The organism is Tanticharoenia sakaeratensis NBRC 103193, assembly GCF_000963885.1.
Classification (GTDB): Bacteria; Pseudomonadota; Alphaproteobacteria; order Acetobacterales; family Acetobacteraceae; genus Tanticharoenia; species Tanticharoenia sakaeratensis.
The window spans coordinates 1-23,736 of sequence record NZ_BALE01000034.1 but is presented as its reverse complement, the minus strand read 5'-3'; the positions used below and the strand labels follow the sequence as shown (position 1 = coordinate 23,736).

Annotated in this window: 17 protein-coding genes; 5 read left to right on the top strand and 12 right to left on the bottom strand. The window is 62.3% G+C overall.

Annotated elements, in window-relative coordinates:
• The first annotated feature begins 17 nt into the window (after nt 1-17).
• From B8446_RS11275 to B8446_RS11265, 3 genes are all read left to right on the top strand, one after another.
• Complete coding sequence (locus B8446_RS11275; protein ID WP_048849670.1) at nt 18-1,322, top strand: YeaH/YhbH family protein; 1,305 nt, start codon at nt 18-20, stop codon at nt 1,320-1,322.
• Between the two features lie 32 nt (nt 1,323-1,354).
• Nucleotides 1,355-2,860 (top strand): SpoVR family protein, encoded by a 1,506-nt coding sequence (locus B8446_RS11270; RefSeq protein WP_048849668.1) that lies wholly within the window; start codon nt 1,355-1,357, stop codon nt 2,858-2,860.
• A 726-nt stretch (nt 2,861-3,586) separates the two neighbouring features.
• On the top strand, nt 3,587-4,969 hold the full coding sequence (locus B8446_RS11265) for a POT-type proton-dependent oligopeptide transporter (protein ID WP_048849666.1): 1,383 nt from the start codon (nt 3,587-3,589) through the stop codon (nt 4,967-4,969).
• Here B8446_RS11265 and B8446_RS11260 read toward each other — a convergent pair.
• From B8446_RS11260 to glmU, 7 genes are all read right to left on the bottom strand, one after another.
• On the bottom strand, nt 4,966-7,527 hold the full coding sequence (locus B8446_RS11260) for a cation:proton antiporter (protein ID WP_048849664.1): 2,562 nt from the start codon (nt 7,525-7,527) through the stop codon (nt 4,966-4,968). The genes B8446_RS11265 and B8446_RS11260 overlap by 4 nt on opposite strands.
• A gap of 160 nt (nt 7,528-7,687) precedes the next feature.
• Nucleotides 7,688-8,323 carry a thiamine phosphate synthase gene (locus tag B8446_RS11255; protein ID WP_048849661.1) on the bottom strand — a complete coding sequence of 212 codons (636 nt, stop codon included), beginning with the start codon at nt 8,321-8,323 and terminating at the stop codon, nt 7,688-7,690.
• Complete coding sequence (locus B8446_RS11250; RefSeq protein WP_048849659.1) at nt 8,320-9,090, bottom strand: thiazole synthase; 771 nt, start codon at nt 9,088-9,090, stop codon at nt 8,320-8,322. Before B8446_RS11250 ends, B8446_RS11255 begins: the two co-directional genes overlap by 4 nt.
• Nucleotides 9,091-9,092: 2 nt before the next feature.
• The gene (gene thiS, locus B8446_RS11245; protein ID WP_048849657.1) at nt 9,093-9,290 is read right to left on the bottom strand and encodes a sulfur carrier protein ThiS; all 198 of its coding nucleotides are present in this window, start codon (nt 9,288-9,290) and stop codon (nt 9,093-9,095) included.
• A 35-nt stretch (nt 9,291-9,325) separates the two neighbouring features.
• Nucleotides 9,326-10,291, bottom strand: a complete 966-nt coding sequence (locus tag B8446_RS11240; RefSeq protein ID WP_048849655.1) for an FAD-dependent oxidoreductase — start codon at nt 10,289-10,291, stop codon at nt 9,326-9,328.
• 4 nt (nt 10,292-10,295) lie between these two features.
• A complete protein-coding gene (glmS, locus tag B8446_RS11235; protein ID WP_048849653.1) occupies nt 10,296-12,119 on the bottom strand; it encodes a glutamine--fructose-6-phosphate transaminase (isomerizing) in 1,824 nt (607 codons plus the stop codon).
• Entirely contained in the window at nt 12,119-13,480 is a 1,362-nt protein-coding gene (glmU, locus tag B8446_RS11230) for a bifunctional UDP-N-acetylglucosamine diphosphorylase/glucosamine-1-phosphate N-acetyltransferase GlmU (RefSeq protein ID WP_048849650.1), read from the bottom strand. The genes glmS and glmU overlap by 1 nt, the downstream gene beginning before the upstream one ends.
• 125 nt (nt 13,481-13,605) lie before the next feature.
• Here glmU and gph point away from each other — a divergent pair, with 125 nt between their 5' ends.
• A complete protein-coding gene (gene gph / locus B8446_RS11225; RefSeq protein WP_241767754.1) occupies nt 13,606-14,274 on the top strand; it encodes a phosphoglycolate phosphatase in 669 nt (222 codons plus the stop codon).
• A 38-nt stretch (nt 14,275-14,312) separates the two neighbouring features.
• Here gph and B8446_RS11220 read toward each other — a convergent pair whose 3' ends face one another.
• From B8446_RS11220 to B8446_RS11200, 5 genes are all read right to left on the bottom strand, one after another.
• The gene (locus B8446_RS11220) at nt 14,313-15,113 is read right to left on the bottom strand and encodes a DUF3108 domain-containing protein (protein WP_053053832.1); all 801 of its coding nucleotides are present in this window, start codon (nt 15,111-15,113) and stop codon (nt 14,313-14,315) included.
• On the bottom strand, nt 15,103-17,574 hold the full coding sequence (gene gyrB, locus B8446_RS11215) for a DNA topoisomerase (ATP-hydrolyzing) subunit B (RefSeq protein WP_048849649.1): 2,472 nt from the start codon (nt 17,572-17,574) through the stop codon (nt 15,103-15,105). Before gyrB ends, B8446_RS11220 begins: the two co-directional genes overlap by 11 nt.
• A 116-nt stretch (nt 17,575-17,690) precedes the next feature.
• Nucleotides 17,691-18,800 carry a DNA replication/repair protein RecF gene (recF, locus tag B8446_RS11210; RefSeq protein ID WP_148505965.1) on the bottom strand — a complete coding sequence of 370 codons (1,110 nt, stop codon included), beginning with the start codon at nt 18,798-18,800 and terminating at the stop codon, nt 17,691-17,693.
• 11 nt (nt 18,801-18,811) lie between these two features.
• The gene (gene dnaN, locus B8446_RS11205; RefSeq protein WP_048849645.1) at nt 18,812-19,936 is read right to left on the bottom strand and encodes a DNA polymerase III subunit beta; all 1,125 of its coding nucleotides are present in this window, start codon (nt 19,934-19,936) and stop codon (nt 18,812-18,814) included.
• Between the two features lie 684 nt (nt 19,937-20,620).
• On the bottom strand, nt 20,621-20,998 hold the full coding sequence (locus tag B8446_RS11200) for a hypothetical protein (RefSeq protein WP_048849643.1): 378 nt from the start codon (nt 20,996-20,998) through the stop codon (nt 20,621-20,623).
• A gap of 212 nt (nt 20,999-21,210) precedes the next feature.
• On the opposite strand from B8446_RS11200, the gene B8446_RS11195 reads away from it, so the two are divergent.
• Nucleotides 21,211-23,622 carry a hypothetical protein gene (locus tag B8446_RS11195; protein ID WP_148505964.1) on the top strand — a complete coding sequence of 804 codons (2,412 nt, stop codon included), beginning with the start codon at nt 21,211-21,213 and terminating at the stop codon, nt 23,620-23,622.
• Nucleotides 23,623-23,736 lie beyond the last annotated feature (114 nt).

The window sequence follows — 23,736 nt, the reverse complement described above, 5'->3', positions numbered from 1 at the left end:
CGAACGGAGTTTCCGGCTTGGACATCATCGACCGACGTCCGAATCCGCACGGCAAGAACATCGAAAACCGCAGGCGTGTCCTGACCCGAGCCCGCGATGCGGTGCAGAGCGCGGTGCGCGATGCGGTGGCAAATGGCCGCATTCGCGATCATGCGCAGCAGAATGCGGTCACCGTGCCTGCGGATGTCTTGCATGAGCCGTCCTTCCATCGCGTGTTCGAGGAAGGCAGCCGTCAGTTCGTGCTCTCGGGCAACAAGGAGTTCATCACTGGCGATCGTCTTCACAGGCCGCCCGGCGGTGGAGGGCAGGGCAGCGGCGAGGGAGAGGCAAGCGATCAGGGCGGCGGAGAAGATTCCTACCGCTTCGTATTGTCGCGCGAGGAATTCCTTGACCTTTTCTTCGATGATCTCGAACTGCCGGATCTGATCAAGCGCGAGATTGCAACGGTCACGCAGTCATCGCACGCCCGGGCGGGATTGAGCAGTGAAGGTTCGCCCTCGCAGCTCGATCTGGGACGCACCATGCGTCACTCGGTGGCGCGTCGGATCGGTCTCAAACGTCCCAAACCCGAGCGGTTGGCCGAGATCGAGGCGCGTATCGCCGCGCTCGAGGACCGCAAGCCGCTTGATGAAGAGGCGTTCGACGAACTTTCCGCACTGCGGGAGGAGCGGCAGACGTTTCGCACGCGCATGAGTCGCATCGCCTGGGTGGATCCGGTGGATCTTCGTTATCGGCGGTTCCAGCCGGTGCCGAAGCCGACGACCCAGGCCGTGATGTTCTGCATCATGGACGTCTCGGGCTCGATGACGGAAAAGATGAAGGAACTGGGCAAGCAGTTCTTCCTGCTGCTGCACGTCTTTTTGGAGCGTCGCTACGAGAAGCTCGACATCGTGTTCATCCGCCATGCCGAAACGGCGGAAGAAGTGGATGAAGAGACGTTTTTCAATGACCCGCGCACCGGTGGCACAGTGGTGTCCACGGCGCTCGAGGAAATGCTGAAGGTCCAGCGCGCACGCTATCCGGCGGACAAGTGGAACATCTATGCGGCGCAGGCTTCGGATGGCGACAACATCGCATCCGATACCCCGAAGGTGACGAGCCTGCTGAGCGAGCGGATCCTGCCTCTGGTGCAGTATTTTGCCTACATCGAGGTTGCCGGGTCGAGCGCCATCATTCGCAACGACACGGATCTCTGGCGGGCTTATCGCGGCATTGCCGAAAGTCATCCGCAGCTTGCGATCCGGCAGGTGCGGGACAGGCGCGAGATCTTTCCCGTGTTTCGCGATCTCTTCGCCCGCAAGCCGGGTGCGATAGCGGGCTGAGCCGCTTCAGACAGTCAGGAGGCGTACGCCCCATGCTCTATACCGGCACCGACTGGACCTTTTCGACACTGCGCGACTGCTACGATGCCATCGAGAAGATCGCGATCGAAGAACTGCGGCTCGAAACCTATCCGAACCGGATCGAGGTAATCACGTCAGAGCAGATGCTCGACGTCTATACCTCGCACGGGATGCCGGTGTCCTATGCGCACTGGTCGGCGGGCAAGCGCTTCGTCGGGCATGAGAATGCCTACAAGCGGGGATTGATGGGGTTGGCCTATGAGGTCGTCATCAATTCGAGCCCGTGCATTTCCTATCTGATGGAAGAAAACACGGCCACGATGCAGGCGCTGGTCATTGCGCATGCGGCCTTCGGTCACAACCATTTCTTTCGCAACAATCGTCTGTTCCGGGAATGGACGGATCCGACCCAGATTCTCGACTATCTGGAATTTGCGCGGGCCTATGTCAGCCGGTGCGAGGAGCGTTATGGCGTGCGGGCGGTGGAACGGGTTCTGGACGCGGCGCACGCGCTGCAGGGACAGGGCGTCAACCGGCACTCGGGATCCAAGCGGCTCGACTTGCGGGCCGAGCAGCAGCGCGACCGGGACCGGCGCGATCACGAAGACCGAACCTACAACGATCTGTGGCGCACCTTGCCGGGCGCAGAAGGTGGCGCAGGCGAGGGGACCCAGGTGGCGGTCGAACCGGAGCTGGGGACGGGGCTCGGCCTGCCGGAAGAGAACATTCTGTACTTCCTGGAGAAACATGCCCCCAAGCTCGCGCCTTGGGAACGCGAGATCATCCGCATCGTGAGACTGACGGCGCAATATTTCTATCCCCAGCCGCAACTGAAGCTGATGAACGAGGGGTGCGCGACGTGGGTGCACGACTTCATCATGCGGAGGCTGCACGAGAAAGGCCTGATCGACGACAGTGCAATGCTGGAGGCGATCCATTCCACGACCAACGTGATCACGCAGCGTGGCTTCGACCAAGGCGGCGGTCCGAACTTCAACCCGTATGCGCTCGGCTTTGCGATGATGTCCGACATCGCCCGGATCGCAACCGATCCGACCGATGAAGATCGTGCATGGTTTCCGCATTTCGCCGGCAATGGCGATCCGGTCGGAACGCTGCACCATGCGTGGGCCGAGTATCGGGATGAGAGCTTCGTGCAGCAATATCTCTCACCGAAGGTCATGCGTGATTTTCGCTTGTTCAGGCTGCGCGACGATCTCGACAAGCCGTATCTGCTGGTCGACGCAATCCATGACGAAGCCGGCTATCGCGATCTGCGACGCACGGTGGCGGCGTCCTATGATCCTGGCGCCTTGTCCGAAGAAATCGAGATCGTCGGCGTTGACATGCATGGTGACCGTCTTCTGAGACTGGAGCACCGGACGCGGCCGGGCCAGTTGCTCCATCAGGGCGACGCGCGCCAGACTCTGGCACATCTGCAGACACTCTGGGGCTATCGGGTTGCGTTGAAGGAAGTCGATAGTCAGTCTGGACGTGAACTACGCAGCTACGACTGACAGCTCGCCAAGGCGCCATAACGGTGCGTGACGGGGCCGATCGTGAAATGCGGCTACAGAAAGAGGCTATGGGCCCCACGTCACTTTGACCTACTTTTGGCCGTTCAAAGCGCTTGAACCCGTTCTAGGAGCACTGGCAGGCCTCAAGGTAAGCGTTTGGGCATTCCGGGCGTGAGAGAAACGTCTTAAATGGCGGTTCTGAGCCGTCCTCATAGCCTTAAGTTGGCATAATATATCTTATAGGACTTGTGTGCGGACTCTATGCTGACCCTATTCGGAGCCCGGTTTAACACTCAGCGCTGCATTCTGACGAATTCCGGTCCGACGTTGCGGCGCTGTGTTGGACATCTGGCATCCGCAGACACGTCTGGTTGGACGATCTTGCGGAATGACATCGGCGCCTAACCAGATCAAACGTATGTGGCTAAATGCCACATACGATCTCTGTGGCACTGAGCCACTAAGTACTGCTTGGAGATATCGTTCTCAGTGGGTACGCGCCGAAAAGTCTCACAGGTCAGATCTGTGGCAAAACGCCATCACGATAATGGCAAAGAGTCATGATCAGTCTTTGGCTCTTTGCCACTGCCGGCATGTGGCTGATTGCCATGGTTAATCTATGGCTTATTGCCACCCCCTCTCCCACCTTGCATGCCCGGCGGGCTCCTCATTTACTCGGTGTCACCCCATAGTCGGCTATTTCCCGACCTCTTCTGAAGGAATGCGATGAGCGAGACTTCCCGGCTGCCTGAGCCTGCGCGCCCGTCAGACATCCTTGGCCATCCCAAGGGACTGGCCGTGCTGTGCATTACGGAGGGCTTTGCATCCTTCGCCGTGTACGGCTTCGAGGCGCTGTTCGCATTGTATATGACGCACGCCCTCCTCCGGCCCGATCGGGTCGCGCGGGTTTGGGGATACGGCCCACTCGCGCACACGGTCCAAGCTCTGTACGGCCCGCAGAACCTTGGGGCACCGATGGCATCGGCCATCGCGGGCCTTTTCCTCGCATTTATGTGGGTGACACCGCTCTTTGCGGGAATCCTTGCTGATCGCGGGTTCGGACGGACTTCGCTCATCGCAGCGGGCGCCCTTTTGATGACATTCGGGTTTGTCCTGCTGCCGATTGATCGGACGTTTCTGGTCGGGCTGGCTTGTCTGCTGGTGGGCTATGGCGGCATCGGGACGCTCAAGGCCCAGGTTGGCGCGCTGTATGCGCGTGACGACCACAGACGCGCGGCAGCCTATCAGCTGTTTTCGCTTTCAGTGCAGTTTGCCGTGATTCTGGCGCCTGTTCTGGGTGGATGGCTGGGCGCGCAATATGGCTGGCATGCAGCGTTCATGCTGCCGGCTGGAGGGATGTTGGTCGCATTCGCTGTCTATCTGGTGGGCCTACGCGCTCTGCCGCCTGATCCTGCCATTTCAGGTTCCAAAGTCCCTACCCCGCCTCTGGACGGGACGGCCTGGTTGACGGTCGGCATCCTTGTCGGACTGCTGCCGGTGCTGGCGTTAGTGCTGGCCACGAACATGCAGATCTTCAACACCTATATGATCTGGGGCGAGCGCCACTATGCCCTGCATGTCGTCGGCCATGAAATGCCCGTCTCCTGGCTCATCTCTCTCGATGGCGCGATCAGCGTGATCATGACGGTTGCTACACTCGGGTTCTGGCAGTGGCGCGCATCGCGCGGCAGAGATCCGGATGAAATCGTGAAAATGTGCGTAGGCGCGGCCATCGGACCCTTTGCCCCGCTCATTCTGGCATTCGCGTCCTGGCATGCAGCCGTCACGCCGGGCGATCACAGGATCGGCTTGGGCTGGGCCCTGCTTTTTCACGTCGTCAACGATCTCGGATTTGCCAATGTCTATGCGATCGGCATGGCATTGTATTCGCGTGCCGCACCCCCTGCCCTGAACACGACGCTCGTCTCGATGTTCGTCCTGTCCCTGTTCCTGACCAACCTGATCGTCGGAAAGCTGGGAACCCTGCTCGACCGCCTGACGTCGGTGCAGTTCTGGCTGATGCACGCGGGCCTTGGCGTGGCTGGTTTCGTCATCCTGCTCGGGATGACCGTCATGGCCTATCCGCTTCTGGCGCCCAGACGCGGCTAGTCGACCGCCAGCTTGATCGCGGCACGTGTCGGGCGTCCATCAGCCTGGCGTGTCGGGAGCAGTGTCGGTTCCAGCAGGCCTTTCTGCCGCTGGTGGCTGCGTTCTTCGATATTATGCCGCACGATCGGATGGTCTTCGAGCAGCCGTTTGAAGACCGGGACCGGAATGGCCAGCAGATGTCCGAACTGAAGCGAACGCACAGTGCCGCGCGACCGGCCGCCCATCAGTACACCTGCGGCGCCCACCATGTCGCCGGCGCCGAACTGGATGTCATGTTCGGCGACATGCAGCTCCGCGAGGCCTGCGACGATCGCGTAGACAGTCCGGATCGGACGGTCCCGGCGGATCAACACCTCTCCCGGCGACGCAAAATGCAGTGAAATCTTACTGGCCAGATCGTGGACCACGGCATCGGAGACGCCTGCCAGACCGGGGAATCGGCGCAGTCGCTGTTCGATGCCGCTCTTGAGGTCGAATGTCAGCGGCGTGTCCAGTCTGGAGCGGCGCTTCTCGACGTCCCGATAAAGCTCGCGATGCAGCTCCTCGCTGATCAGGCTGTCGGCCAGAAGTTCGTCGTATTCCTCGCCTTCGAGCCGCAGCGCGATCTGACGAAGGATCCGTCCCTCAAGCGCTTCCGAATAGCCATGATAATGAAGGCGCAAGGTGCCGAGCGCATCGTCGAGCAGCTTGCGCTGACGGCCCAGAACTTCGGAAACGATCTCGCTGATGCGCCGACCGAGCGTCGGCTCCATGCGCTCATGCATGAAACGCATGAGGGACAAGGATACGAGATGCGCGATGATCAGCGTCTCGAACCGCTCCATCATGCAATGCATGAGTGGCTTGTCGATGTGGAAATGATGATGCAGCGCCTGCGCGATCCGGAATCGCAGACTGGGGCGGAGCCGGCGGCGCAGGGCGCGGACATAGCCGTAGCGGCCTTCCAGCCTAGCGCCGTCGATCATTGATTCAGCCGACCGCAGCAGCATTTCCATGACGCGCCGGGAGAGGCCCTGGATGCGGAAAAGGTCAAGCAGAAGCGAACGCTCCTGATTGGCGATCGTGATCAGCGCCAGCGTGACCCGCTGCCGGTCACCAAGGGCTGTATCGAACGTGTTGGCGCTCTGCTCCTCGGCGGCACGCTTCTCGAGCAGCCCGATCGTGGACGCGCGCGCTGCCGGGCTGAAGCCGAGCTCGTCGGAAAGGTCCCGCGTGCGATGGGCAACCTGGGCCAGACCGATCCCCAGCACCTGATGACGCAAGGCCTGATCGATGGGCGAGAGCTGGTCGAGCTTGAGGAACAGGACGAGATAGCGCAGCGTCGTGCCGTTCAGCAGTAGAGTGATGAGTACGAAGCCGGTTGCGATGATACCGACGAAATGCGCGACCTGAGCCGAAACGCGCTGGTTTTCCGTGACGGCCAGCGCCAGAGCCAGTGTAATGGCACCGCGCAGTCCTCCCCAGACCATCGTGATCTTGAAGGGGTTGGGCACCGGTGGCGACAAGCGGGTGGCAGCGAGCAGCGGCAGGATGCCGAACACGACGGCCGCGCGTGCCACGAGACCGGCAACGCTTGCGATTACGATCAGGACGCAGTCCCAGCGCGTCATGCCGATCAGAAGCCGAGGCACCAGCATCGTTGCCAGAACGAAGACGAGCGAGCCCGCCCAGAACACCAGCTGCTGCCAGAGTTCGTTCAGGAACCGCCAGGTCTGCGGCCGGAAGGTCGAGGGGCCGTATGCGGAGACCGTCAGACCCGCCGCCGCGGTCGCCACCACGCCTGAAAATCCGAGCAGCTCGTCACAGAGGATATAGACGACATAGGGAAGCGCCAGCGTCAGCGTCACCTCGGCCAGTGGTGCGCCACTGAGGTTGGCGATGGCCAGAAGCGTCAGGCGACCCAGGGCGACACCCACGACGATCGCGCCGCCGAAGGATGTGACGAAGTCCAGTGCAGCGCTGTTGAGCGCAATCGGATGATGCGAGGTGACGGATGCGAGCAGGATCGAGAAGATCGCAATGGCCGCTGCGTCGTTCAGCAGCGCCTCGCCCTCGACGAGGCGCGTCAGGCGCGTTGCCGCTCCGATCTCCCGGAAAATCCCTGCCACGGCAGATGGATCGGTCGTTGCGACGATCGAGCCGAGCAGGAGGCAGACAACGAGGGACTGGCCCGCAAAGGGAAACAGCGCGAGGCCGATCGTTGCAGTCGACACGACGACAGCAACGACCGCGAGCAGCAGGACGGTCGCCGTCTCGTGTGCAAGCCGTCGGACGTCGATTGCAAGCGCACCCTGGAAAACAAGGATGGGCAGAAAGATCAGCAGAAACGCTTCGCTGGTCAGCGGAAAGTCGAGCAGCGTTTCGGCGGCGCCGTCCAGAACGTCGGTATAGGACGAATGAAGCACGAGATCGGCGCCGAGCCCGAGCCCGATGCCGACCATGGCGAACAGAACCGTCTCCGAAAGCTCGAGCTTCTGCGCGAGCGGCTGGAGAGCGCTGACGAGAACGAGAAGAAGGGCGATGGCGAGCAGAACGGCGGCTAGGCCCGTTACCATCATGTTATGTTGCTCTCCTGTTCTCCCGCTCCAAGTGGCAGCGTAACATAAATAACGAACGCGTGCGCATGATGGGCGTCAAAACCGTCATCAGGCATGCAAAATAATACAGAAACAGGCATTTGGCGTGCCTGTCTGACAGATATCCGATCGTGAACGCAGGTCAGGACGCAGTCGTTGCCACGAGCCAGCGTCTGACCTGCTGCTCCGGATCGTCATTGCCGATGAAGTCGGATACGGCCGCGACGCTGTCCGCCCCTGCCGCAATGCAGGACGGCGCGCGTTCGCACGTGATGCCGCCGATGGCCACGAGCGGCACGTCTCCGCACAATGTGCGCCATTCGCGCAGTCGCTCAAGCCCTTGTGGGCCGCAGGGCATCTGCTTGAGCTTCGTCGGCCAGATCGGGCCGAGCGCGACATAGTCCGGCTCGAGCGCCAGAGCGCGTGTCAGCTCCGCATTGTCGTGCGTGGAAACGCCCAGCTTCAGTCCCGCGCGCAGGATGGCATCGCGATCGGCGGTATCGAGGTCTTCCTGTCCGAGGTGAACCCAAGGGATCCCGGGACGCGCCCGCCCGTCCTGAATAGCAAGCTGCCAGTAGTCGTTCAGGACCAGCTCGACACCATGCGCCAGAGCAAGAGATGCCGCTTCCGCAACCTGTCGTTCCAGATCCGCCTCAGGGAGATCCTTCACGCGCAACTGGATGAACCTGGCCCCTGCCCCGCCCAGTCGTGCGATCCATCGGGCGTCGTCCACAACCGGGTAGATCGTGGACGGCAGTCTGCATTCCGGCTTCGTCATGCGAGTACGGCCCGACCGAGGACCGGCGTAGATGGGACGGCCATGTCACGTTCCTCCATCAGATCCGCCGCATGAGCGAGCAGGCCCGCCTCACATGCAAGACGGAATGCGTGCGCCATGCCGACCGGGTCTCCGGATTTCGCGACCGCCGTGTTGATGAGCACGGCATCATATCCGAGTTCGAACGCCATGGTCGCATGGGACGGTCGCCCGATACCGGCATCAATGACCAGCGGCGTGTCCGGAAAATGGGCGCGAAGTGCCCGCAGGCCGAACACATTGTTCAGTCCCTTGCCCGAGCCGATCGGTGCGCCCCATGGCATCAGGACCTCACATCCCGCACGGAGCAGACGCTCGGCCGCCACCAGATCCTCCGTGCAATACGGAAAGACCTTGAAGCCATCGTCCGTGAGGATGCGCGCAGCTTCGACCAGACCGAAGACATCCGGCTGCAACGTATCGGCCTCACCGATGACCTCGAGCTTGATCCAGTCCGTCCCGAAGACCTCGCGCGCCATCTGGGCCGTCGTGACGGCTTCACGCACGCCGTGGCAGCCTGCCGTATTCGGCAGGACCGGCACGCCCATATCGCTGACGAGAGACCAGAAGGCCTGGCCTGCAAGCTTGTTCGCGGACTCGCGGCGCAGGGATACGGTGACGACGCCGGGTGCTGCCGCACGGACGGAGTCCGCAAGGATCGCCGGGCTGTCATATTGCGCGGTGCCGAGCATCAGGCGCGAGGACAGGGTTTCTCCATAGAACTGCATGTTCAGCCTCCCTGCATCGGTGCCAGGATTTCCAGCCGCGCGCCATCTGCTACCCGGGTCTGCGCACGACGTGCTGCCGGGACGAACGCGCCATCGAGTGCCGTCGCGACCTTGGAGTTGCCGTAGCCGAGTTCCAGCAGGATGGCGTCGAGCGCGTCCGCCGTGACGTCGCGCGCTTCATCGTTCACGGTGATGTGCATCTCTCATCCTCCTGCGAAATACCGGCGCGATCAGCCTATGCGGGCGCGTCGCCGAACACGATCGCGGCGGCGGTCGCTGCCCGTTGCGGGGACAGCAGAAAACCATGGCGATACATGCCGTTGACATGCACGCAGCGTCCGTCCTGCCAGACCCGCGGTATATTGTCCGGAAACGACGGGCGGAGATTGGCCCGCATTTCCACGATTTCGGCCTCTGCGAATGCCGGATGCAGCGTATAGGCCGCGTTCGTCAGTTCGCTCATGGCGCGCAGCGTCATCCCGCGTGTGTCTTCGCTTTCCACCATGGTCGCGCCGACCATGAAGATATGGTCTGCCCTGGGCACAACGTAAACCGGCATGCGCGGATGCAGCAGGCGGACGGGCCGATGAAACGTGACATCGCTGCATCGCAGAAGCAGCATTTCGCCACGCACCCCACGGAGTCCTTCAGAACGGGTCGCAAGGCCGCGCGCATCGATGGTCCAGTCGCGCGGACCCGTATCCTCGGGCGTGTTGAACGAGATCGAGCCGCCGAGTGAAATAAGCCGATCTCTCAGCGCGACCAGTGCTCGCCTTGGGTCCACGTGGCCTTCGGTATCGAAGAACAGGCCGCGTTCGAAGCGCCCTGCCAGATCGGGCTCCAGCTCAGCGATCGTCGTGGCGTCAACCTCGACGAAATGGTCCGTGCGACGACCGAACCGCGTGAGTTCCGCGCGATCACGCGGTGGTGCCACGACGAGCGTTCCGGCGCGCGCGACGTCAGGAACATGCGACGCCCACCAGTCGAGCGACGCCAGAGAGTCACGTGTTACTTCGGGAGGTGCCGATTCACCTTCGCACCATGGTGCCAGCATGCCGCCCGCAAGCCAGGAAGCGCCGGAGCCGACCTGAGGCCCCGCCTCGACAACGCGAACATGCGCGCCACGCTCGGCAAGGGTTACTGCCGTCACCAGTCCTGCGACACCTGCACCTCGAACAACGACCTCGGGAGATCCTGTCACGACGTCACTCGACGGTCACGGATTTGGCGAGGTTGCGGGGCTGATCCACGTCGGTGCCCTTCAGGAGCGCGACCTCGTAGGCCAGCACCTGCACGGGAATGGCATACAGGATCGGGGCCACGAACGGGTCCACATCCGGCATGACGACGATCACTTCGGCGATGCCGCGCAGGCGCTCGGCGCCGATGGCATCCGTGAACGCAAGAATGCGGCCGCCGCGCGCACGGGCTTCCTGAAGGTTCGAGACCGTCTTGTCGAACAGGATCGTGGACGGGCAGATGGCCACGATCGGTACCGAACGGTCGATCAGCGAGATCGGCCCATGCTTCATCTCACCGGCGGCATACGCTTCGGCGTGGATGTAGGTGATTTCCTTGAGCTTGAGCGCGCCTTCCTGCGCGATCGGATAGCAGATGCCGCGCCCCAGATAGAGCACGTCGCGTGCCTCCGCGACGATTGCCGCCATGGCGCGGATGGCATCGCCCTGGGCGAATACTTCCGTCGCGCGGGACGGTACGTCGAGCAAGGATGCCACCAGTGCCTGCTCGCCTGCGGCGTCGATCAGGCCGCGCGCACGTGCAAAGGCGACGGACAGGGCGGCCAGCACGGTCAGCTGTGCCGTGAAGGCCTTGGTGCTGGCGACAGATATCTCGGGGCCTGCCACCATGCCGAGCACGACGTCGCTTTCGCGGCCCATCGTGCTGTGTTCGACATTCAGCACCGACATGATGTGCTGTCCGGCGGCCCGCAGGCTCCGCAGCGTGCCGAGCGTATCGGCGGTCTCTCCGGACTGGGAGATCAGAAGCCCGACGCCGCCCGGTGTCAGCGGCGGATTCCGGTAACGCATTTCGGACGCCACATCGATATCGACGGGCAACCGGGCCAGGGCTTCGAGCCAGTACCGTCCAACGAAGCCCGCGAAGAACGCGGAGCCGCAGGCCGTGATCGACACGCGGGGCAAGGATTCGGGATCGAACGGGAGTTCAGGCAGAACCACGCGCCGCGTTGCCGGGTCGATCATTCGCTGGAGCGTCTGGCCGATCGCGACCGGATGCTCGTGCAGTTCCTTTTCCATGTAATGGCGATAGCCGTCCTTGCCGACCTGACCGGCGATCAGGGCGACCTGCTGGATCGGGCGTTCGACCGCCTCGCCGCGCTCATCATAGAACTGTGCGCCGGCCCGCGTGAGCACGCACCAGTCCCCGTCTTCCAGATAGGCGATGCGTCGTGCGAGCGGCGCGAGCGCCAGACTGTCGGAGCCGAGGAACATCTCGCCGTCGCCGAAACCCACGGCCAGTGGAGCGCCGTGACGAGCACCGATCAGCATGTCGTCGTGATCCGCGAAGATCATCGCGATGGCATAGGCCCCTTCGAGCCTGCGCAGCGTCGCAAACGCCGCTTCACGTGGCGGCAGGCCGTCGGACACATACTGGTCGAGCAGATGTGCCACCGTCTCCGTATCGGTATCGGACAGGAAGACACGCCCCTTGGCTTCCAGCTCCGCGCGGAGCGCCTCGAAATTCTCGATGATGCCGTTGTGGACGATCGTGACCTGCCCGGCCGAATGCGGATGCGCGTTGGTCTCGTTCGGCACGCCATGCGTCGCCCACCGCGTGTGGCCGATCCCTGTCGTGCCGGCCAGGGGCGCTGCTTCGAGGACACGCTCGAGATTGTCCAGCTTGCCGGCCGCACGGCGCCGCTCGATCTGACCGTCGACGAGCGTCGCGATCCCCGCTGAGTCGTAGCCGCGATATTCGAGCCGTCGCAGCGCTTCGAAAATGACGGGTGCTGCCGGACGCGTGCCGACGACACCGCAGATGCCGCACATCAGCCTTGTTCCTTCCGTGCCTTGAGCGCCTTCATGCGGGCATAGCCGCGCGCGGCCTTGTTCGTCTGGGGTGCGCGCCCGAAGGCCAGTGCCTCGTCAGGCACGTCCTGTGTGATCGTGCTGCCTGCCGCGAGCATCGCGCGGTCGCCGATGGTGACCGGCGCAACGAGGATCGCATCGGAGCCGATGAAGGCGTCAGCGCCGATCGTGGTTCGATGCTTGAAGACACCGTCATAATTGCAGGTGATGGTTCCCGCCCCGATATTCGTGCGCGCGCCGACACTGGCATCGCCAATGTAACTCAGATGGTTGGCCTTGGCGCCTTCACCCAGGCGGGCTGCCTTCAATTCCACGAAATTGCCGACATGGGATGCCGGTTCACAGACCGTGCCGGGACGCAGGCGTGCATAAGGCCCGATCAGGCACCCTGCCCCGACCTCACATCCTTCCAGATGGCTGAAGGCCCGAATGACGGCGCCGGAGCGGACCGTGACGCCGGGGCCGAACGCGACGTTCGGCTCGACCAGAACGTCTGGTTCCAGAACGGTATCGACACTGAAAAAGACCGTCTCCGGCGCGACGAGCGTGACGCCGGCGTCGAGTGCTGCTTCGCGCAGGCGCGACTGCAGGGTCTGTTCCGCGCGGGCGAGTTCGGCACGGGAATTGATCCCGGCCAGTTCCTCGGCTGGGGCTTCGACCGCGCGCACGATCCCCTCCGCCGATGCCATCTCCACGATATCGGTCAGATAGTATTCGCCCTGTGCGTTGTCTGCGCCGAGCTGGGACAGCCAGCGACGCAGTTCATCCGCTCCTGCGCACATTACGCCTGCGTTGCACAGATTGACCAAATGCTCCTCGGCTGTTGCATCCTTCCATTCGACAATGCGCCGCACCTGTCCGTTGTCAGCGATCACACGACCATACCGTCCCGGATCGGTCGGACGCATGGCCAGCAGTGCCAGCGATACGTCAGGCGGGCGCCGCGCATCCAGCAGACGCCGCATCGTGGTCTCGGTAATCAGCGGATTGTCGGCGTAGAGAATGGCGACATCCCCCGCGCCGAACAGGCTTTCTGCCATGCGCGCGGCATGACCCGTGCCAAGACGTTCCTGCTGCACGACCGTGGCATGGGGAGCTGCCGCCTGCGCCAGATCCTCCATGTCAGGGCCGATCACGACGACCACGCGATCGAACACACGTGACGCCGTTTCCGTCAGATGAACGATCATGGGGCGACCGCCAAGCGGATGCAGGGCCTTTGGTCTGGTTGACCGCATGCGGGTTCCGAGTCCGGCCGCCAGCACGACGGCGACGGTTGGAGAACTGGAGCGCGCGTCGTCAGGATGGGAGGCGGAATTCATGATCTCATCGGGGTAGCGAGTGGATGGCGGCGCTGTCAAACGACGGGACAGTCACTTACGATTGCTGATTATTGCGTCCACCGGGACATTGAACGAGGGGGCTGAACGTGGGTGAAGTCGGAAGCTTGAAAAACGCGCCTCTCTGCGTGTTCGATCTGGACGGGACGCTGGTCGACAGCCTTCCGGATCTGGCCGAGAGCCTGCGCGAGATGCTGGCGACCTACGGGCTTCCCAAGCTCTCCGACGAGCGTGTCCGCCCCATGGTCGGTGATGGTGTCGGTGTCCTCGTATCGCGTGGTCTGGCGGCGGTAGAGGCTCATGGGATCGATCACGACGAAGCGGTGCGCCGCTACATGGCAATCTACGAACCTCGCGCAACGCGTCTCACCCGACTCTTTCCAGAGACGCGAGAGACCATCGAGGCACTGCGTGCCGCAGGATTCAACTGCGCATTGTGCACGAACAAGCCGGTCGCCGCGGCGCGTATCATTCTGGAGCGATTTGAGCTCGCGAAGAGCTTTGCGGCCATTGCGGGCGGCGACAGCTTCCCCGCTCGCAAGCCTGATCCGGAGCACGTCCGCCGGACGGTTGCGCTGGCTGGTGGCACGCCGGATCAGGCCGTGATGGTCGGCGATCACAGGAACGACGTTGTGGCCGGTAATGGGGCGGGTCTGCGAACCATATTCGCCGATTGGGGATATGGAGCCGCCGCGATGGGGGATCAGGCGACAGCTATTGCCTCGGCCATCGACGATGCGGCCCGGTTCATGATGGCCTGGTTCAAATCTGAGTAAGATTTCAGGTAATTCCCACAACCTTCTGTTTTTAAACCTTATCCTTGGATCGGTGGTGAGCGAAGCACGCCTATCAGGTGGCCGAGCTTTGGATGATCGAACTCGATCCGCACCGCGACCATCCCGATGCCCGGCAGGTTCTGAAACCAGGCGGCGCCGGGACGCGCCTTCTGCATGTCAGCCAGATGGGACGAGTGCGTCACGAAGCCCGCAATCTGCTGGCCAATGAAATCGCAGCGCAACGCGGGCCCGTGATAGAATTCGCCGTCGTCATCCGGAACCGTCGTCTGGACAGGACCATGCGATTGCATGGCTGTGAGACGGATGCCGTCGAAGACATGTGCCTCGCCGTCGCACTTCCCAGTTTTTTCCATACTATCAAGGAGTAACGCCATGGCGCTCAACGTATCGATCGCGTGCGGCAGTTGGGCCTCAGGCACGGGATCGCGGTCGGTCTCGGGTGGTGTATGGATGGTGACGGCCGGCACGCCGCCGCGATACTGAACCGCAATATGGCGGTTCGCACCACGCGAAAAGCCGGAACTGTCATAGGACACGGGATCGATCTGGCCATTGTCGAACCGTCCGCTGGCCGTGCTGCGGACGTTCATCCTCAGGAACCAGCTCATCAGGCCGCCGGCCTGGAGTTCTGTCGTGACGCCATATCCCCATGGCTGCAACTGGTAGGTTGCCACGACATTGGCGACGTGAAGCCCGTGCGTGAACACGGAATACTGCGCCTCAAGCGGCGCATTCGCACTCGGGGCGGCATAGGCACAAGGGGCACTCGAGAGCAGCGCTATGGCCAGCAGCGCGTTGCGCCCATGCTCAGACGTCAAGGTTCGCCACCTTGAGCGCATTGCCGACAATGAAGTCGCGCCGAGGTTCGACGACATCGCCCATCAGTGTCGAGAAGACCTGCGAGGCTTCTTCGACATCCCCGACCTTCACCTGCAGTAGCGTGCGTGACGCAGGGTCGAGCGTCGTGTGCCAAAGCTGCTCGCTGTTCATTTCGCCGAGGCCCTTGAACCGATTGATGGCAAGGCCACGACGACCCTGCGACATGGCGCGCTCGTAAAGCGCTGCCGGCCCTGCGATTTCCACGCCCTCCTGCCCTTCGACCGCCAGCACGGCGGGCTCCGCGAAGTCACGGGCAAGTTCCGCGCCTTCGCTGGCAAGCCACCGGGCCTCTCCGGTCCGAAGCAGCGCGGGCTCGACGCGATAGACTTCGCCGACGCCTCGAACGCTTCGCGCGCACTCCAGACCGCCATTTTCCGTAGCCGCGACTTTCCAGCCGCGTTCGGTTGGCGCGGAGGCTGCATCAAGACGCCGTTGCAGTTCCGGCGTGCGCGCCTGACGCTCTCCAACGTCCAGAACCAGTGCCTGGGCGATGGCCGCCTGCTCCAGAATCCATGCGGGTACCTTGGACGCCATGCGCTGCAGGCTCTGGGCCACGCGCGCCATGGTCTTCACGAGGTCCATCAGCGCCGTGCCGGAGAAGGTACGCCCGTCGCCGAACGTCAGCGTCGCATTCGAGAGTGCCTTGTCGAGCAGATACTGCTCCAGCGCCGCATCGTCCTTCAGATAGCGTTCCTCATTGCCGCGCTTGGCCCGATAAAGTGGTGGCTGCGCGATATACAAATATCCATTTTCAATGAGTTCGGGCATTTGCCTGAAAAAGAATGTGAGCAGAAGCGTGCGGATATGCGAGCCGTCCACGTCGGCGTCCGTCATGATGACGACCTTGTGGTAACGCAGCTTGGCGATCGAGAAGCCGCCCTGATCCACTTCACCGCGTCCGATGCCGGTGCCGAGGGCGGTGATCAGCGTACCGACTTCGGCCGAGCCGAGCATCCGGTCGAAGCGTGCGCGCTCGACGTTCAGGATCTTGCCCTTGAGCGGCAGGATTGCCTGGAACTGACGGTCACGGCCGCTGCGCGCGGTCCCGCCTGCCGAGTCACCCTCAACGAGAAACAGCTCGGCCTTTGAGGCATCGCGTTCCTGGCAGTCGGACAGCTTGCCCGGCAGCGAGGACACATCGAGCACACCCTTGCGACGCGTGAGTTCCCGCGCGCGGCGAGCCGCTTCCCGTGCCGCCGCGGCGTCCATGATCTTCGCGACGATAGCACGCGCTTCCTTGGGGTGTGTCTCGAACCAGTGCGCGATTGTGTCGGAAGCCGCGGCGTGGACGACCGGCTGCACCTCGGACGAGACGAGCTTGTCTTTCGTCTGCGACGAGAATTTGGGGTCCGGCACTTTCACCGATAGAACCGCCGTCATGCCTTCGCGCATATCCTCGCCCACGAGGGTGCCGGAGTCTTTTTTGGCGATGCTTTCCGCGTATCGTCCGACGACACGTGTCAGCGCCTGGCGGAAGCCTGCCAGATGCGCACCGCCATCACGCTGCGGGATGTTATTGGTGAAGCAGAGCATCGTTTCGTGAAAGCTGTCGTTCCACGTCAGCGCGAATTCGACCTTGATGCCGCTTTCGGCATGATCGACGGCGCCCACGATCGGGGGCGAGACGATCGGCGTCTTGGAAGCGTCGAGATATTCGGCAAAAGCAGTCAGACCGCCCTCATAGAAGAACCGCTGTTCGCGCGGCTCCGCATGGCGCTCGTCACGCAGGATGATCTCGAGACCGGAATTGAGAAACGCCAGTTCGCGAACGCGGCGCTCGAGGATCGCGAAATCGAAATCCACTCTGGTGAAGGTCTGACGACTCGGCTTGAACGTGACCAGCGTGCCGCGCGGTTCGTCTGACGGGCCAACCACACGCAGCGCCTCGTCACGTTCGCCATGCTGGAAGCGGATGAAATGCTCGAGATTCTGCCGCCAGATCCGGACTTCCATCCATTCCGACAAGGCGTTCACGACCGCAGCACCCACGCCATGAAGACCGCCGGAGACCTTATATGAGTTCTGGTTGAACTTGCCGCCGGCATGGAGCTTCGTCAGCACGACTTCCGCCGCGGAGATGCCCTCCTCGTGGTGCAGATCGGTCGGAATTCCGCGGCCGTCGTCGCGTACCGAGACCGAGCCGTCTCCGTTCAGCGTCAGAATGCAGCGCGTGGCGTGTCCCGCCTGTGCCTCGTCCACCGCATTGTCGATGATTTCGAACACCATGTGGTGGAGGCCGGAACCGTCGTCGGTGTCGCCGATATACATGCCGGGACGCTTGCGCACGGCATCGAGACCGCGCAGGACCGAAATCGATTCCGCGCCGTATTCATCCGCGACGGGCACCGCGATCTCTTCGGGTGCAGACGCGGGGGACGCGGGATCGTTCTGATCGGACATGGCGTATGGAGTACTCCTGGGAACCAAGATGGGCGCCGCGAAAAGACGCCCTGCAAAGTCGGTCATTCTAACCCGGATCGTCCTGTGAGAACAGGATAGACCTCTGATTTTTGGACTTATCGGGGTCTTTCGCGCAGCTGTGCATCCGCGATTTCCACGAAGGCCGCCTTGCCGATCAGGGAATCGAAGGGGGCGCCGTCCGTGCCGCTAAGCAGGATGGTCGATGTCGCGGCTGAAAGGGTCGCAAGCAAAGCCTCGCGCCGGCGTTCATCAAGATGAACCAATGGTTCATCAAGGAGAAGGATAGGCGCTGTACCCATCAGGCGTTCGACCAGCCGGGCATGGGCAAGGACGGTGCCGAGCAGCATCGCTTTCTGCTGCCCGCTGCTCGACAGGGCTGCCGGTCGACCGGTCTCGTGATCGCGCAGAACAAAATCCGTGCGATGCGCGCCGATGCCCGAACTGCCTCGCGCCGCATCGCTTTCGCGGTCCTGCGCCAGTCTGGCCCGGAGATGCTCTTCCACCGCGAGCGCCGGCATGTCGGCGAGCATGGCCGCAATCGCGCAGTCGAGCGCCAGGGTGGTGCGCGGGAAGTCGGCATGGGCCGGCTCGCAGGCGTTCATGTCCTCGACCAGCGCCATTCGGGCGGCGGTGACCGCAACAGCGTGCCGAGCAATCGAATCTTCGGAGGCCCGCAGCCACGCGTCTTCCTGATACCTGTCGGCAAGCAGTTTGTTGCGCTGCGCCAGTGCGCGATCGTGGGCTGCCGTTTCCCGGGCATGTCCCGGACTGAGCGCTATGGCCAGCCGATCCAGAAAACGACGTCGGCCCGAGGCGCCTTCCGTGAATAGGCGATCCATCTGCGGTGTCGCCCAGACACAGGCCACGAGACGTGCAATCTCGGCCTGCGACCGTATGCCCTGCCCATTCAGCCTGAAAATGCGCCGAAGACCCCCGGCAGGATCTGCCCCGGTGCCGATTTCATGAAGGTCGTCGCCCCGACGGATGCGGGCGGCAACGCCCCACAGGCTGGCGCCATTCTGAGCCAGCATGGCTCCCGGTGCACCGCGCAGGCCCCGCCCGGGCGCCAGAAGCGAGACGGCCTCCATCAGGTTCGTCTTCCCGGCACCGTTGGCGCCGGTGAAAACCGTGACACCCGCGTCCGGGCGCCAGATGAGATGCGTGTAGTTGCGAAAGGCTGTCAGCGTCAGCCGCTCGATCTGCAAGATGCCTCGCGTTACACCCGCATCGGCATCAGGACATACAGCGCGGACGGGGTCGCGCTGTCGCGCACCAGCGTGGGAGCCGCACTGTCCGAAAACGCGAATTCGACATCAGTCTCGATCTGGTCGGTGATGTCGTTGAGGTAACGCGCCTGGAAACCGATCTCGAGCGGCGGCGCATCATATGTCACCGAATTCTCGTCCAGCTCTTCCTTGGCCATGCCCTGATCGGGACTGACCGCCGACAGCGTCAGCAGGTTGCGCGACATGGAGAGCTTGACCGGACGGGAGCGCTCCTGGCTGATCGCGGCCACACGCCCGACGGCCGCGGAGAAATCGCGCTTGGCCACGCGCAGGATGCGGTCGTTGCCGCTGGGGATGACGCGTTCGTATTCCGGGAACGTGCCGTCAATCAGTTTCGACGTCAGCAGGATTGGACCGCATGCGAACTGGATGCGCGTATCCGACAACGAGACTTCGATCTCGGCAGATCCCTCGTCCAGCAGCTTGCGCAGCTCTCCCACGGTCTTTCGTGGCACGATCACGCCCGGCATGCCTTCGGCGCCGGCCGGCAGATCCGCCTCGATACGCGCCAGGCGGTGCCCGTCGGTCGCGACGGCGCGCAGCACCTTCCCCATCGGGCCTTCGGCTACATGCAGGTAGATGCCGTTGAGGTAATAGCGAGTCTCCTCGGTCGAAATCGCAAATCTGGTCCGGTCGATCAGGCCGCGCAGGACCGACGCTGCGATCTTGAACCGATGCGGAAGATCGCCCGCCACCATTGCGGGAAAATCGTCCACGGGCAGTGCGTTCAGACTCGTGGCGTAGCGACCGGCACGCAAGGCGAGCGGTGCGTCCGAACCCGGGTGATCGAGTTCGACGGAGACACCGTCCGGCAGCTTGCGCACGATTTCGTACAGGACGGCGGCTGGTGCCGTGACGCTGCCGTCGCGAAGCCCTTCCGCCGGAACATCCGCCACGATCGCGATTTCCATGTCGGTGGCCGTCAGCCGCAGTGCGCCGTCCTGCACCGACAGCAGCACATTGGCGAGAATGGGGATAGTATTGCGCTTCTCCGCAACGCTCTGGACGTGGGCGAGCGCCCTGATCAGCGTGGTGCGGTCGGCCTTCAGCTTCATAACGGAGACGGTCCTCGGAGCGCGGATAGAAAGATGGCGCAACCCGGCGCAGGGCATTGCGCGATGTCGCGGGGCGCTGAACCTACCAGATGGCAAGGGGCCCGCAAAGCGGCGTCGCACTTGTGTTTTTGCAGCGCTTTGTGTAAACAACGAAATAGAATGGATCGATTGTGCCTGCGGTCGTCCGCTTGCGGCCGTTGTCTGCCGCAGAACTGGATTGGGTCGTCTCCAACGGCGTCAGTATCATGATCCGCACTCCGCTGGTTAACGCTGACGGAATGGAGGCATACACGGGGGGATTCTGGAGGCGGACGCTCCCTGTCCCCTAGTTCATCAACTCGGATGGCCTGAGCGAGTTGGAATTCTTCAGGGCGGTACCCCCAGCAGGCCATGCAGGAGCTTGCGATGTGGGTTGGGGGCGTTCTTCCCAGGCCGAGCCGGGCCAGGCCCTGCACCCAGCTCAATGATGCGCAGAAGGCCACCAACCACGGTATGGACAAAGACTTCCTTCCGCGCCCCCGCCAGCGGAAAGAAGTCGAGACGTCCCAGGTAATCAAAGAAGAAGCCCGGAGAGGTCCGGAGACATGTCATTCCGGGCTGGGGCTGCCCCCTGTCCCCACCCAACCGTGGGCGGGCCGGGTTCCTACCGGACGCGTGGGCTGACGCGCAGAGCATTCCGGTCATTCATCCTGGGATGCAGTAGCCAGTACCTTCCAGGAGAGTCACCCACGTATCGTGTTTGAAAGCGGCGTAACCATAGAACTCACTGTATTTCTCAACATCCTCTGATGGAAGCTCGTCCAACGGAAAATCAGCAAGTATATGCTCCACGACGACTTCAGGTTCTTCATGTGAGAAGACCGGAGCACCTTTTTCCTGACTGTATTCCAGGACGACATTCTTCTTCATGGCATAGACGAAAAACTCCTTCAGGATTTTCAGATTGTCTTCTGTTTTCTTTACATCCTTTATCTCAGGTATAAATAAACCCCACCATATACCAGCGAGGTGCTGCTGGTGTATATCGAGCAGGCACCTATCAAACTCTTCTTGGTATTTCATTTCCAAAACTTTACTCCGTGATATTAACCAGGTACCCTTGGTTGGAAGGCAATAGTCCAATCATTTTCCCGTTCGCCAGCCTGACTGTCACGTCTTCTGATCTGTTCCAAATTCGCGGTTATTTGAAAAAATTCTTGAGTCTCATGCACCGCACGCGGGTAATGCCGTTTGCGGACGGTCGCCGTTGCATGCCTTTCCTTATGGACATGAAAATGAAGAAACTGGCTTTGCTCTGGTTTGCCGGAGGAACTGTCGCCTGTGCGGCGCCCGCCCCCACGACCTATCTGGACAACGCGGGCCGGCGCATGCCGATCCTGATGACGACGACCGCGAACGCCAACGGTGTCCCGCTTGCGGCAGCCTATCGCAATGCAGCGGGACAGTGGCAGCCGACGACGGTGGTGCAGCAGATTTGCGGCGTTGACGCTGGCGGCACGCCGCAGCCGTGCAACGACATTACGCAGTCGATGATCAATGTAGCCGGTGGAATCGCAGGGCTCGACAATGCTGCCAACATGACGGCACCGGTCCTGAGCCCGGCCATTGCCACCTCGGCGCAGTATATGGCTCCCGGTGCAACGGCCGCCTTCACGTTGCCGATGGACAAGCTGGTCCCGGATTCACATTCTATGTTCACGCTTGGGCAGGAAACCGCGCAGTTCGGCGGTCTGTACGATGCGGGCGGGACGCCGATCCATCGCGCAGTGACTGTTATCGGCCAGCCCTACGGCAATTACAATGCCGGATGCACACTGTGCATTTTCTCGACCTCTGCCGGTGATGGCGGCGGCGGCGGTCAGGCGGGGATTTCGGGAACCGATTATCGCGCGGGTGCCAGCGCCGTCAGTCAGAGCGATTTCGCAGCGGTCGGCTTTTACCATTTCGACGAAAACTGGTCCGCGCGCGTCACGGCGCAGGTTGCGTCCTTCGCGGCAGGAACCGCGACGCTTGCAACACCCATGACGGCCGAGCAGATGGCGACCCTGCATGCGGGCATGTATGTCGCGACCAACGTCATCAATCCTGGTGATCCCACGACGGGCTCAAGCGGGCTGCTTCGGATATCCTCCTACCACGGGTATCTCAAATCGTGGGATGCAGGGCATCTCTACGTCTATGACTGGGCCGTGCCCGGCGATGGAAATTCGGCATCCGGTCAGGTTCCAGATGTTGCCAACCTGGATCGCACGATCACGACCTATACCGTGCCGATGGTCTGGGTCGGTGTTCCGGACAAGCATTTCGCCGAGAACGAATACATGGTGGCCGACGGCTCCCATGTGCTCGGCAATACTGCGACCAGCATTGCCAATGCCTTCGAGCGGGAAGAGTTCGACTTCCGGGCGTCCAACTGGTCCAAGGCGCACAGTGTCTCATTCCACGGCTGGACGACATCTTTCGAATGCGACAGCTGCGTCACCAATGCGATGGACGAGGGTTCCTACGCCTATCTCGTGAACGGGCCGATGTTGCCGCTTGCCTATCGCGCGCAGCTTTACGGAGATGCGGTGGAATACAGCGGCTACAGCACCATGCTCGGATCCAACGGCGCGCCGGAAATCGTCAATTCCGACGGCAGCACGACGAACGCGTCCGCCAGTGTCCCGGCCGGCACGAACCACATCATGGCATCGTTCGCGTCCAGTCTGCCGAGCAACAACACGCTGAATTTCTCGGTCCTGTCGAACAAGGAGCAGACCACGAGCGGGACATGGGTCGACTACGGTATCCGAATGGGTCTGAACATCGATGGCAACCGCAATCGGCAGACAGGATTGACCGGCGGCACGATGATGGGGTCGCTTGCGTTCAATTACCCGGGACACCTCTCCGGCGTCTGTACCATGGGTGGCAACGTCAATCTCGGGCTTTGCACCGAGGGAGACGGCACATCCGATTTTGCGAAGGACGTGACGTTCAACGGGTCGGCCCGTGTGGCAAGCGGCATCCTGGAGAATGGCGCGCCGTCCTGGAAGCCGGCCAGCGGGTCCACACCGGCTGGTGTCAGCGGCCAAGGCACGGTGCATCTCTGGAACCAGATCGCAGGCGGAGCGGCACGGACCGAAATCGTCAACGTTGATCCGACCAATGGTGCGGGAGGATTTGCCTTCTACAATATCAACTCCAGCAACAGCGTGTCCGGAGCTTCGCCCTTACTGTCGCTGCTTCAAAATGCCGGGGCGACATTCAACGTACATGCGACACTGGCCTCCGGCGCATCCATCGGATCGAACCAGACATTGTTCTTCAACCCGGCGAACGTCTCCAACAACCTGTATCCGGGCCTTACGGCCTGCGACAGCTACACCATCTGTCTGCAGGGCAATATCGGCGCAAATCTGGGGATTCTGGCAAGTTCGATTCAGGGGGGAGCAATGGGATCACGTTCGTTCTGGCAGCCCGACGGCCATGGGAACTGGCATGCCAGCAGCGAAGTGTCCGGTGGCGGCGCGGTGTCGAACACGGCCTTCACGCTTGCCAGCCTGCCGACGGCCAATGAAACGGATGGCGCGCAGGTGTGGTGCTCGGATTGCAGGCTCAACGGGATCGCGGGTGTCGAGGCGTTCTGGCATTCCAGCGTATCAAGGTGGACCGACAGCCAGAACAATGCCCTGAGCAATTAAGCCACGCACGCTGAAGGCGCCCTTACGCGCCTTGGAACAAAGTCGAAGCGGGAAGTCATATGCCCCACGCGGCTTATACCAACGGCTATAGCTTCTGACCTGTGTGAGCCCATT

Bases quoted from the DNA above. Each gene is read 5' to 3' on its own strand.
- B8446_RS11200 (WP_048849643.1), bottom strand. From the start codon at position 20,998: ATGAAATACCAAGAAGAGTTTGATAGGTGCCTGCTCGATATACACCAG.
- B8446_RS11265 (WP_048849666.1), top strand. From the start codon at position 3,587: ATGAGCGAGACTTCCCGGCTGCCTGAGCCTGCGCGCCCGTCAGACATC.
- B8446_RS11195 (WP_148505964.1), top strand. From the start codon at position 21,211: ATGAAGAAACTGGCTTTGCTCTGGTTTGCCGGAGGAACTGTCGCCTGT.
- gyrB (WP_048849649.1), bottom strand. From the start codon at position 17,574: ATGTCCGATCAGAACGATCCCGCGTCCCCCGCGTCTGCACCCGAAGAG.
- B8446_RS11270 (WP_048849668.1), top strand. From the start codon at position 1,355: ATGCTCTATACCGGCACCGACTGGACCTTTTCGACACTGCGCGACTGC.
- B8446_RS11250 (WP_048849659.1), bottom strand. From the start codon at position 9,090: ATGCAGTTCTATGGAGAAACCCTGTCCTCGCGCCTGATGCTCGGCACC.
- glmU (WP_048849650.1), bottom strand. From the start codon at position 13,480: ATGAATTCCGCCTCCCATCCTGACGACGCGCGCTCCAGTTCTCCAACC.
- B8446_RS11255 (WP_048849661.1), bottom strand. From the start codon at position 8,323: ATGACGAAGCCGGAATGCAGACTGCCGTCCACGATCTACCCGGTTGTG.
- thiS (WP_048849657.1), bottom strand. From the start codon at position 9,290: ATGCACATCACCGTGAACGATGAAGCGCGCGACGTCACGGCGGACGCG.
- dnaN (WP_048849645.1), bottom strand. From the start codon at position 19,936: ATGAAGCTGAAGGCCGACCGCACCACGCTGATCAGGGCGCTCGCCCAC.
- B8446_RS11260 (WP_048849664.1), bottom strand. From the start codon at position 7,527: ATGATGGTAACGGGCCTAGCCGCCGTTCTGCTCGCCATCGCCCTTCTT.
- glmS (WP_048849653.1), bottom strand. From the start codon at position 12,119: ATGTGCGGCATCTGCGGTGTCGTCGGCACGCGTCCGGCAGCACCCGTC.